The sequence below is a fragment of the Streptomyces sp. NPDC041135 genome (assembly GCF_055592085.1).
Window position 1 is genome coordinate 65,173 of the sequence record NZ_JBVIYZ010000027.1, and the last position, 11,235, is coordinate 76,407.

The 11,235-nt window shown below is 72.6% G+C and carries 7 protein-coding genes and 1 pseudogene; 6 read left to right on the forward strand and 2 right to left on the reverse strand.

The features are described from left to right. Nucleotides 1-10: 10 nt before the first annotated feature. Nucleotides 11-1,180, reverse strand: a complete 1,170-nt coding sequence (locus ACZ6CZ_RS33085) for a PQQ-dependent sugar dehydrogenase (protein WP_469028701.1) — start codon at nt 1,178-1,180, stop codon at nt 11-13. A 131-nt stretch (nt 1,181-1,311) separates the two neighbouring features. Further along, a complete protein-coding gene (locus ACZ6CZ_RS33090; RefSeq protein ID WP_469028703.1) occupies nt 1,312-2,319 on the reverse strand; it encodes an aldo/keto reductase in 1,008 nt (335 codons plus the stop codon). A gap of 76 nt (nt 2,320-2,395) precedes the next feature. Between ACZ6CZ_RS33090 and ACZ6CZ_RS33095 the strand changes: the two genes are divergently transcribed. From ACZ6CZ_RS33095 to ACZ6CZ_RS33120, 6 genes and pseudogenes are all read left to right on the forward strand, one after another. Then, nucleotides 2,396-3,349 carry a 2-hydroxyacid dehydrogenase gene (locus ACZ6CZ_RS33095; protein WP_469028705.1) on the forward strand — a complete coding sequence of 318 codons (954 nt, stop codon included), beginning with the start codon at nt 2,396-2,398 and terminating at the stop codon, nt 3,347-3,349. 392 nt (nt 3,350-3,741) lie between these two features. Next, on the forward strand, nt 3,742-6,813 hold the full coding sequence (locus tag ACZ6CZ_RS33100) for a putative bifunctional diguanylate cyclase/phosphodiesterase (RefSeq protein ID WP_469028709.1): 3,072 nt from the start codon (nt 3,742-3,744) through the stop codon (nt 6,811-6,813). Nucleotides 6,814-7,178: 365 nt separating this feature from the next. Then, nucleotides 7,179-9,056: an acetolactate synthase large subunit gene (locus tag ACZ6CZ_RS33105; protein ID WP_469028712.1), complete on the forward strand. Its 1,878-nt coding sequence runs from the start codon at nt 7,179-7,181 to the stop codon at nt 9,054-9,056. Between the two features lie 20 nt (nt 9,057-9,076). Continuing rightward, nucleotides 9,077-9,601, forward strand: coding sequence for an acetolactate synthase small subunit (gene ilvN / locus ACZ6CZ_RS33110; protein ID WP_469028716.1), 525 nt, complete (start codon nt 9,077-9,079; stop codon nt 9,599-9,601). A gap of 110 nt (nt 9,602-9,711) precedes the next feature. Further along, nucleotides 9,712-10,710: a ketol-acid reductoisomerase gene (gene ilvC / locus ACZ6CZ_RS33115; protein WP_469028718.1), complete on the forward strand. Its 999-nt coding sequence runs from the start codon at nt 9,712-9,714 to the stop codon at nt 10,708-10,710. A gap of 330 nt (nt 10,711-11,040) precedes the next feature. Continuing rightward, nucleotides 11,041-11,235: pseudogene (locus tag ACZ6CZ_RS33120) on the forward strand (phosphoglycerate dehydrogenase); the annotation flags it as partial.

The window sequence follows — 11,235 nt, forward strand, 5'->3', positions numbered from 1 at the left end:
ACGGTCGCGCTCAGCGCACCGTCAGCTCCAGGATCCTGTCGTCGCCCGCCTTGGGGTCTCCCCGGCCGTCGGTGTTGCTGGTGACCAGCCACAGCCTGCCGCCGCCCGCAGCGAGCACGGTGCGCAGCCGGCCGTACTGGCCGGTGAGGAAGGCCTGCGGAGCGGCCGAGGCCCGCGTGCCGCGCAGCGGGACGCGCCACAGGCGGCCGCCCTTCAGGCCCGCCATCCAGATCACGCCGTCGGCGTAGGCGATGCCGCTGGGCGAGGCGTCGTCGGTGTGCCACTGGGCGACCGGGTCGCGGAAGCCGGCGCCGGACGACCTGCCCTCGGCGTCGGGCCAGCCGTAGTTGCCGCCGGGTGCGATCGCGTTCAGCTCGTCCCAGGTGTCCTGGCCGAACTCCGAGGCGAACAGCCGCTGCCTGTCGTCCCAGGCCAGTCCCTGCACGTTGCGGTGGCCGTAGCTGTACACCGGGGAGTGGGGGAACGGGTTGCCCGGGGCCGGCTCACCCTCCGGGGTCATCCGCAGGATCTTGCCGCCCAGCGAGGTGCGGTCCTGGGCCAGGCCCCGCTGCCCGCTCTCGCCGGTGCCGGCGTAGAGCATGCCGTCCGGGCCGAAGGCGATCCGGCCGCCGTTGTGGATGAAACCCTTGGGGATGCCCTTGAACACCGTGTCGGGCGCGCCCAGTTGCTCGCCGGCCGGTCTGAGCGGGTCGTACAGCACGCGGACGACGCGGTTGTCGGAGGCGGAGGTGAAGTAGGCGTAGATCATGTGGTCCGAGGCGTAGTCGGGGGAGAGGGCGATGCCCAGCAGGCCGCCCTCCCCGGCCGGGGACACCCCGGAGACCGTGCCCAGCAGCGTCCTGCGGCCCGTGCGCTCGTCGACCCGGGTGATGGTGCCCGCGTCACGGGAGGACACCAGCAGGCCGCCGTCCGGGAGCGCGGCGACTCCCCAGGGCGTCTTCAGGCCCTTGGTCACCGTGCGCAGCACCCGCACCGAGCCCTTGGCGGGCGCCGCCGTCTCGGCCGCTGGCGCGGAGGAGGCCGCGCCCGGCGCAGTACCCCCGGAGGCGGTGGTGCCGGCCGGGCCCGGCGGGTGCCCGCCGCCGCCGGAGCAGGCGCCCGTGAACAGGAGCGCGGCCGCGGCCAGTACGGCCGGCACAGCTCGACGTCGCACGATCATGGTCCCTTCGACACGGCGGCCCGGCGGCAGATCCCCGCTCCCGTCGCTCCTCCTAGTCATACGCCGCCCGCCCGCCGGGAGTTCCCGTCCGGCGGGTGGAAATGGCTCAGCCCCGGGCGGGTGGAGACCGCTCAGTCCCAGGAGCCCTGCGCCCCGGGCAGCCGCGCCAGTTCGGCCAGATCGGCCGGGGTCAGCCGCAGCCGGGCCGCCCGCGCGTTCTGGACCACCCAGCGCTCCTGCTTGGCGCCGGGCACCGGGACCACGTGGCGGCCCTGGGCCAGCACCCAGGCCAGCGCCACCTGGGCCGCGCTGACCTGCTCGCCGTGGCGGCGGGCGACGCGGCGCAGACCGGCGACGATCGGCTGGTTGGCCGCCATCATCTCGGCCGTGAAGCGCGGATGGCGGGCCCGCACGTCGTCCGGTTCGAAGCCCTCGCCCGGCGTCAGCGTGCCGGTCAGGAAGCCGTTGCCCAGCGGCATCGCGGCCAGCAGCCCCACCCCGCGCGCCTCGCACCACGGCAGCAGCGCGTCCAGCGCCTCCGGTGACCACACCGACAGCTCGGCCTGCACCGCGCTCACCGGGAAGACCTGCTGCACCCGCCGCAGCTGCCGCAGCGTGCCGTCGTGCAGACCGGAACCCGAGCGGCGCCCGCCGCGCCCGCCGCGCGCCCCCACCGCGCACAGCCCCAGCGCCCGTACCTTCCCCGCCCGCACCAGATCCGCCATCGCCCCCCACGTCTCCTCCACCGGGACCTCCGGGTCGGCCCGGTGGAGCTGGTAGAGGTCGATCACGTCCGTCTGGAGCCGGCGCAGGGAGGCGTCGCACGCCCGCCGCACGTAGCCGGGGCGGCCGTTGGCCACGATGTGCTGCTCGCCCACCAGCAGACCCACCTTCGTCGACACGAAGGCGTCCCCGCGGCGCTCCTTCAGCGCGCGCCCCAGCAGCAGCTCGTTGGTGAAGGGGCCGTACATGTCCGCCGTGTCCAGCAGGGTCGAGCCCAGGTCCAGCGCCCGGTGCACCGCCCTGAGCGATTCGTCGCCCCGCTGCCGGGAGCCGCTGTAGGCCCAGCTCATCGGCATGCACCCGAGTCCGACGGCCCCCACCGCGAGCGCCCCCGCGCCGATCGTCCTGCGCTCCACCTGCTCGTGAACCTCCCTCTGCCCGGCCCCCAACCTAACCTCTGGCCACAGCGTGCCCTGACATAGCCTCCTGACCATGACCGCTGCTGACGTATGGCTGCCCCTTCCGCCCGAGGACATCGAGGGGCTCCCCGAAGGCCCCCGCTACCTGTTCTGGAACGGGGAGGAGGACTATCCCGCCGACCCGGCCGACTGCGCGTTCTACGTCGTGCCCTACATGCAGCCGGTCGGCGTGGGCGTGCGCCCGCTGGCGTCCATGCGCGCCGTGGACGTCGTACAGACGCTGTCGGCGGGCACCGACCACATCGAGCCGGGCCTGGGCGACCTGCGGCCGGGCGTGCGGCTGTGCAACGCGCGCGGGGTGCACGAGACGAGCACCGCGGAGCTGGCCCTCACGCTGATCCTGGCCTCCCTGCGCGACGTCCCCGGCTTCGTGCGCGCCCAGGACCGGGGGGAGTGGCTCGGCGGGTTCCGGCCGGCCCTCGCCGACCGCAGTGTCCTCATCGTCGGCTACGGCTCCATCGGCGCCGCCATCGAGGACCGGCTCGCGCCCTTCGAGCTCGCGCGGGTGGCGCGCGTGGCGCGCTCCGGGCGCACCACGGCGCGCGGTCCCGTGCACCCGCTCACCGAACTGCCCGCACTGCTCCCGCAGGCCGATGTCGTCGTCCTTTCCACCCCGTTGACGGCGAGCACCCGCCACCTCGCCGACGCGGACTTCCTCGCCCGGATGAAGGACGGGGCGCTGCTGGTCAACGTCGCCCGCGGGCCCGTCGTGGACACCGGGGCGCTGCTCACCGAACTGGAGAGCGGCCGGCTGCGCGCCGCCCTGGACGTGACCGACCCCGAGCCGCTGCCCCCGGGGCACCCCCTGTGGCAGGCGCCCGGCGTGCTGATCACCCCGCACGTCGGCGGCCCCACGTCCGCGTTCCTGCCGCGCGCCCGGCGGCTCCTGGCCGACCAGCTGCGCCGGTACGTGAACCGGGAACCGCTGGCCAACGTGATCCTCACGACGGGTTCCGTCGACGCGTGACGAAAGGCGCAATGGGTACGTAATACGCCTCGGGTACGCTCCGCGGTTCCGCAAACGCGGTGCGTTCCCCCGTCCTTGCTGATCGTCACTGAGCGTAGAGAAGCTATGTCCCTGTGTGACGAGACTGGTGTATCGTCCCGACAGGGGCTGCGCCGCGCACCGTTCGGCGCCGGGGATGGACTTTGCAGACTGTGAGGGGGGCGACGGGCGATGCACGGCCTATGGACGAACGACCCGACGCGGCGGAGCCGCCGGCGACGACCCTGGCGCGCGGCCACGCGCAGGCGCGGCCACCACACCGGCCACCACCCGAGGCCCAACGGCCGCCGGCGGCACGCGCACCCGGCGCGCCGGGACCCGCGGGACCCGGGAGCGCGGACCGGGAGGCCCCGGTGAGCGCCCCGCCCGCCGCGCCGGCCACCCTCGACGGGGCGCTGCGGGCGCAGCCCTCGCCGGGGACGCCGCCCGCCCGCCCGCCGGTCCTCGGCGGCGGCACGGGCCTGGCCCAGCAACTGGTCCTCGCCGTCGTCTGCGCGGCCTACGCCATCGGCTCCGGCCTGGGCTGGGGCTCCAGCGACGTCGCGCTGTTCATGGGCGACTTCGGGCTGACCGCGGCGGCGGGCGCCGCCGCCGTGTCCTGCTTCCTCTACGCGCGTGACCCGCGGGTCCGCTTCCGTTCCGCCTGGCTGCTGTTCGCCCTCTCCTCGGTGATGGCCGCCGTCGGGAACGCGGTCTGGGGGTGGTACGAGGTCGTGCTGAAGCAGCCCGTGCCCAGCCCCAGCTTCGCCGACCTGTTCTTCCTGTGCTTCGCGCCGCCCGCGATCGTGGGCCTGCTGGTCCTCGCCAAGCGGCCGGTGTCCCGGGCGGGCTGGATCTGCCTCACGCTCGACGCCTGGCTCATCGGCGGCTCGCTGCTCACCCTGTCCTGGAGCCTCGCGCTCGCCCAGGCGGCCCGCTTCGACGGACCGAGCGTGGCCCACACCGCCCTGTCGCTGGCCTACCCGCTGCTCGACATCGCCCTGGTCAGCATGGTGCTCGCGCTGCACTTCCGGCGCGCACCGGGCAACCGCACCGCCGTGAACACCGCGATCGGCGCACTGGCCCTGACCGTGATGTGCGACGCCCTGTTCACCTCGCCGCTGCTGCACAGCAGCTACCACTCCGGCCAGCTGCTGGACGCGGGCTGGTTCGCCGGTTCGCTGCTGCTCGCCTACGCCCCCTGGGCCGCTCCCCGGCAGCAGGGCGCGCAGGGCGAGGGCCGGCACGTGCCGGACGGGCACACGCGCGTGGTGCACGAGCACCTGCCCGGACAGCGCGGCGCCGGCCACCCGCACACCGCCGCCCCGCCCGTGCAGCCGTCCGCCCAGACGCCACCGCCCGGGCAGCCGCAGCCCCAGCCGCACGGGCCCGTGCCGGGCGGTGAGCCCGGCCGGTACCCGGCCGGCCGGCCGCTCACCGGCTCGCTGGCCGCGCTCACCCCGTACCTGGCGGCGGCCGTGTGCACGCTCGGGATCCTCTACAACGTCCTCAGCGGCCGCAGCCCCGACCGGGTGGTGCTGATCACCGCCGGCGGCGTCGTCCTCGCGCTCGTCATGCGCCAGGGCATCATGCTCCTGGACAACATCACGCTCACCCAGGAACTGGCGCAGAAGGAGAACCACTTCCGCTCGCTGGTCCAGGGCTCCAGCGACGTCATCATGATCGCGGCGCCCAACGGCATGCTCCGGTACGTCTCCCCGGCCGCCGCCGGGGTCTACGGCCGCTCCGCCGAGGACCTGGTGGGCACGGAACTGGCCCACCTCATCCACCCGGAGGACCTGGGCTGCGTGGTGCACGAGGTGCGCCGCTTCCTCGCCGCCAGCCCGCTGGAGGAGCCCACCACCCGCATCGAGTGCCGCTTCCGCTCCGGCGACGGCGGCTGGCTGAACGTCGAGTCCACCGTCAACCGCCACCACGGCGGCCTGATCTTCAACAGCCGGGACGTGACCGAGCGGGTGCGCCTCCAGGCCCAGCTCCAGCACAACGCCGAGCACGACCCGCTCACCGACCTGCCCAACCGCGCCCTGTTCACCAAGCGCGTGCAGCAGGCACTGTCCGGCCGCCGGGTCTCCGACCGCGGGGCCCACCTGCGCGGCACGGCCGTGCTCTTCATCGACCTGGACGGCTTCAAGGCCGTCAACGACACCATCGGCCACCAGGCCGGGGACGAACTGCTCGTCCAGGCCGCCCGCCGGCTCCAGGACGCCGTGCGGCAGTCGGACACCGCCTCCCGGCTCGGCGGCGACGAGTTCGCGGCCCTGATCGTCGGCGACGGCACCCGGGACCGCGCGGCCCGGGAGCGCAACATCCTGGAGCTGGCCGACCGCCTTCGGGTGACCCTCTCCCAGCCGTACGCCATCGACGGCAACGATGTCCGCGTCAACGCCTCCATCGGCGTCGCCTTCGCCGAGGCGGGCCTGGGCGCCGGCGAGCTGCTGCGCAACGCCGACCTCGCGATGTACCGGGCGAAGTCGGCCGGCAAGGGCCGCGTCGAACTGTACCGGCCGCACATGCAGCAGGACGTCGTCCGCAAGGCGGAGCTGGCCACCCGGCTGCGCGCCGCGCTGCACGACGGCGAGTTCACCCTGCTGCACCAGCCGGTGGTCCGCCTGGCCGACGGCCGGATCGCCTCCGTCTCCGCGCAGGCGCGCTGGCGCTCCTCGCAGGGGGTGATGTTCACACCGGCCGAGTTCCTGCGGGTCGCCGCGGACAGCGACAAGACCGCCGAGCTGGACCGCTGGATCCTCCAGGAGGCCGTGGAACAGGCCGCCGAGCGGGCGGCGACCGGGCTCGTCGTGCCGGTGGCCGTCCGGATGAGCGCCCGGCGGCTGCTGGACCGCTCGATGCCGCTCGGCTCCGTCGAGGCCCTGCTGACCCGGCACGGACTGCCACCGGGCGCGCTGGTCGTCGAGCTGTCCGACACCGACCCGCGCATCTCCCTGGACGAGCTGGAGCGGCGCCTGACCGGCCTCAGCCGGCTCGGCGTGCGGATCGCGCTGGACGGCTTCGGCAGCGGCTACGCGGCGATCACGGCGCTGCGGCGGCTGCCCGTGGACATCCTCAAGCTCGACCGCGGCCTGGTCGACGGGATCGTCGAGTCGGCGCGGCTGCACAAGATCACCAGCGGGCTGCTGCGTATCGCCGGCGACCTCGGGCTGCAGTCGGTGGCCGAGGGCGTGGACCTGCCCGAGCAGGCGGTGGCGCTCGCCGCGATGGGCTGCACGCACGCGGAGGGCATGGCCTTCGCCGGGCCGCTGGACGAGCACCGGCTGCGCCGGGCGCTGCACGGCGGCCACTACCCGGTGCCGCGCGCCCCGGCCGAACCGGCGTTCGCGGGCGGTGTGGGCCAGCCGCAGGGCCGTATCGGGGCCGAGGTCGGCGCCGAGGGCGCGTGGGGCTCCCCGAGTGTCGGGCCGCGCCGATGACCGAGTCACGGAAAGGAGGCCGGCGGGTGTACACAGGAGGGGTACCCGCTCTTCACGGAGGCGGCAGTGGCCTGCGTTCACATGCTGAGACTCCCGTCCCACCTACTTGACACGTGGTGTGCGCCGGGGGGAGGGTCAGTTCCATGCGCACCCGAATTCTCGTACTTGGACAGCGCGTCGGCTGAGCTGGGACCCACCGGAGGACGATCCGGAAACTCCAGCGACCTCCCCGGCGCGCTCCCCTCGCTTGCCTACCGGCACGAGGGGTTTTTTGTTGCACAGGCGCCGGGCGACCGGCCCTCGCACCGCAGTCGAACACCGTACGAACCTCGCAAAAAACCCTCAGCATCGAGAAGAGAATGCCGATGACCGAGCAGGCCACCGGGGCCCACCATCCGCAGCCGCGGCCCCGTACCGGAGGACACCACTCCGCCCCCGTCGAGCACGTGACGGGCGCGCAGTCCCTCATCCGCTCCCTCGAGGAGGTCGGCGCTGACACGGTATTCGGCATTCCCGGCGGCGCGATCCTCCCCGCCTACGACCCGCTGATGGACTCCACCCGGGTCCGCCACGTGCTGGTCCGCCACGAGCAGGGCGCCGGCCACGCGGCCACCGGCTACGCGCAGGCCACCGGCCGCGTCGGCGTCTGCATGGCGACCTCCGGGCCGGGCGCCACCAACCTGGTCACCCCGATCGCCGACGCGCACATGGACTCCGTGCCGATGGTCGCGATCACCGGCCAGGTCGCCTCCAAGGCGATCGGCACGGACGCCTTCCAGGAGGCGGACATCGTCGGCATCACCATGCCGATCACCAAGCACAACTTCCTGGTCACCAAGGCCGAGGACATCCCGCGGATCATCGCGCAGGCCTTCCACATCGCCTCCACCGGACGCCCCGGCCCGGTCCTGGTCGACATCGCCAAGGACGCCCTGCAGGCGCGGACCACGTTCTCCTGGCCGCCCACCATGGACCTGCCCGGCTACCGCCCGGTGACCAAGCCGCACGCCAAGCAGATCCGCGAGGCGGCCAAGCTCATCACGGCCGCCCGGCGGCCGGTCCTCTACGTCGGCGGCGGCGTCCTGAAGGCGCGGGCCACCGCCGAGCTGAAGGTCCTCGCCGAACTCACCGGAGCGCCCGTCACCACCACCCTGATGGCGCTCGGCGCGTTCCCCGACAGCCACCCGCTGCACGTGGGAATGCCGGGTATGCACGGTGCGGTCACCGCCGTCACCGCGCTGCAGAAGGCCGACCTGATCGTCGCCCTCGGAGCCCGCTTCGACGACCGCGTCACCGGCAAGCTGGACAGCTTCGCGCCGCACGCGAAGATCGTCCACGCCGACATCGACCCGGCCGAGATCGGCAAGAACCGCACCGCCGACGTGCCGATCGTCGGTGACGCCCGCGAGGTCATCGCCGACCTGGTCCAGGCGGTGCAGAAGGAGCACAGCGAGGGCCACAAGGGCGACTACAGCGCCTGGTGGAAGGACCTCAGCCGCTGGCGCGACACCTACCCGCTCGGCTACGACCAGCCCGCCGACGGCTCGCTCTCCCCGCAGCAGGTCATCGAGCGCATCGGCCAACTGGCGCCCGAGGGCACCGTCTTCGCCGCGGGCGTCGGCCAGCACCAGATGTGGGCCGCGCACTTCATCCAGTACGACCGGCCCGCCACCTGGCTGAACTCCGGCGGCGCCGGGACCATGGGCTACGCGGTCCCGGCCGCGATGGGCGCCAAGGCCGGCGCGCCCGGCAAGACCGTCTGGGCGATCGACGGCGACGGCTGCTTCCAGATGACCAACCAGGAACTGACCACCTGCGCGCTGAACAACATCCCGATCAAGGTCGCCGTCATCAACAACGGCGCCCTCGGGATGGTCCGCCAGTGGCAGACCCTGTTCTACAACCAGCGCTACTCCAACACCGTGCTGCACTCCGGCCCCGACGGGCAGAACAACGGCTCGGCCGTGGGCGCGGGCAAGCAGCCGAGCGCCGGCACCCGCGTCCCGGACTTCGTCAAGCTGTCGGAGGCCATGGGCTGCTACGCGATCCGCTGCGAGCGCGCGGAGGACCTGGACAAGGTCATCGAGGAGGCGAACTCCATCAACGACCGTCCCGTCGTCATCGACTTCATCGTCCACGAGGACGCGATGGTGTGGCCGATGGTCGCCGCCGGCACCTCCAACGACGAGATCATGGCCGCCCGGGACGTCCGCCCCGACTTCGGCGACAACGAAGACGACTGAGCGAGAGAGACGAACGAGAAATGTCCAAGCACACGCTCTCCGTCCTGGTGGAGAACAAGCCGGGCATCCTGGCCCGGATCGCCGCCCTGTTCTCGCGCCGCGGCTTCAACATCGACTCGCTCGCCGTGGGCGTCACCGAGCACGCCGACATCTCCCGCATCACGATCGTGGTGAGCGTCGACGCCCTCCCGCTGGAGCAGGTCACCAAGCAGCTCAACAAGCTGGTCGAGGTGCTCAAGATCGTCGAGCTGGAGCCGGCCCAGGCCGTTCACCGCGAACTCGTTCTGGTGAAGGTGCGCGCCGACAACGAGACGCGCTCCCAGATCGTCGAGATCGTCCAGCTCTTCCGCGCCAAGACGGTCGACGTCTCCCCGGAGGCCGTCACCATCGAGGCCACCGGCAGCGGCGACAAGCTGTCCGCCATGCTCAAGATGCTGGAGCCGTACGGCATCAAGGAACTGGTCCAGTCCGGCACGATCGCGATCGGCCGGGGCGCCCGTTCCATCACCGACCGGTCGCTGCGCGCCCTGGACCGGTCCGCGTAAGGACGTGTGCGGGCGGCCGCCGTCGCCCGTATGCCGAGACCCCGAATCCTCGCCTGAGCCCGCCGTCATACGGTGGACGCAACACCTGCACATCAAGGAGAGAACCCAAAGTGGCCGAGCTGTTCTACGACGCCGACGCCGACCTGTCCATCATCCAGGGCCGCAAGGTCGCGGTCCTCGGCTACGGCAGCCAGGGCCACGCCCACGCGCTGTCGCTGCGTGACTCGGGTGTCGACGTCCGGGTGGGTCTGCACGAGGGCTCCAAGTCCAAGGCCAAGGCCGAGGAGCAGGGCCTGCGCGTGGTGACGCCGTCCGAGGCCGCCGCCGAGGCCGACGTCATCATGATCCTGGTCCCGGACCCCATCCAGGCCCAGGTCTACGAGGAGTCCGTCAAGGACAACCTCAACGACGGCGACGCGCTGTTCTTCGGCCACGGCCTGAACATCCGCTACGGCTTCATCAAGCCCCCGGCCGGCGTGGACGTCTGCATGGTCGCCCCCAAGGGCCCGGGCCACCTGGTGCGCCGTCAGTACGAGGAGGGCCGCGGCGTTCCCTGCATCGCCGCCGTCGAGCAGGACGCCACCGGCAACGCCTTCGCGCTGGCCCTGTCGTACGCCAAGGGCATCGGCGGCACCCGCGCCGGCGTCATCAAGACCACCTTCACCGAGGAGACCGAGACCGACCTCTTCGGCGAGCAGGCCGTTCTCTGCGGTGGCACCGCCGCTCTGGTCAAGGCGGGCTTCGAGACGCTGACCGAGGCCGGCTACCAGCCGGAGATCGCCTACTTCGAGTGCCTGCACGAGCTGAAGCTGATCGTGGACCTCATGTACGAGGGCGGCCTGGAGAAGATGCGCTGGTCCGTCTCCGAGACCGCCGAGTGGGGCGACTACGTCACCGGCCCGCGGATCATCACCGACGCCACCAAGGCCGAGATGAAGAAGGTCCTCGCCGAGATCCAGGACGGCACCTTCGCCCAGGCGTGGATGGACGAGTACCACGGCGGTCTGAAGAAGTACAACGAGTACAAGCAGCAGGACTCCGAGCACCTGCTGGAGACCACCGGCAAGAAGCTGCGCAAGCTGATGAGCTGGGTGGACGAGGAGGCGTGAGCCTCCCGCCGGGGGGGCCGGAGCGGACAGCTCCGGCCCCCCCGGCCGATCCGGGGCCGCCCGGATCGAGGACGACTCCAGGCGTTGTCCACCCCGTCCAGCCACGGACGGGTGATACTTCCGTCGCGGCGTAAAACGACGACCGCGGCGCCACTAGACTGCTGCTCAACATACGCGTCAGGCCCACAGCGTCGTGCGTCTTCCACGCGGCTAAGCGACACCGGGCAAAGGGGAGGCACGCCCAGCGCCCCGCGCTTTCCCGGTGCCACTCCCCTCCACCGCCAGCGGCCGTCGGGACGGCCGTCCGCAATGGACTTGTGAGGACCTCACGTGAGCTCGAAACCCGTCGTACTCATCGCTGAAGAGCTGTCGCCCGCCACCGTCGACGCGCTCGGACCGGACTTCGAGATCCGGCACTGCAGCGGAGCCGACCGCGCCGAACTGCTGCCGGCCGTCGCCGACGTGGACGCGATCCTGATCCGCTCCGCCACCAAGGTCGACGCCGAGGCCATCGCCGCGGCGAAG

Excerpts from the sequence above, each read along its gene's own strand:
- ilvN (WP_469028716.1), top strand. The coding sequence starts at position 9,077 with ATGTCCAAGCACACGCTCTCCGTCCTGGTGGAGAACAAGCCGGGCATC.
- ACZ6CZ_RS33095 (WP_469028705.1), top strand. The coding sequence starts at position 2,396 with ATGACCGCTGCTGACGTATGGCTGCCCCTTCCGCCCGAGGACATCGAG.
- ACZ6CZ_RS33085 (WP_469028701.1), bottom strand. The coding sequence starts at position 1,180 with ATGATCGTGCGACGTCGAGCTGTGCCGGCCGTACTGGCCGCGGCCGCG.
- ACZ6CZ_RS33105 (WP_469028712.1), top strand. The coding sequence starts at position 7,179 with ATGACCGAGCAGGCCACCGGGGCCCACCATCCGCAGCCGCGGCCCCGT.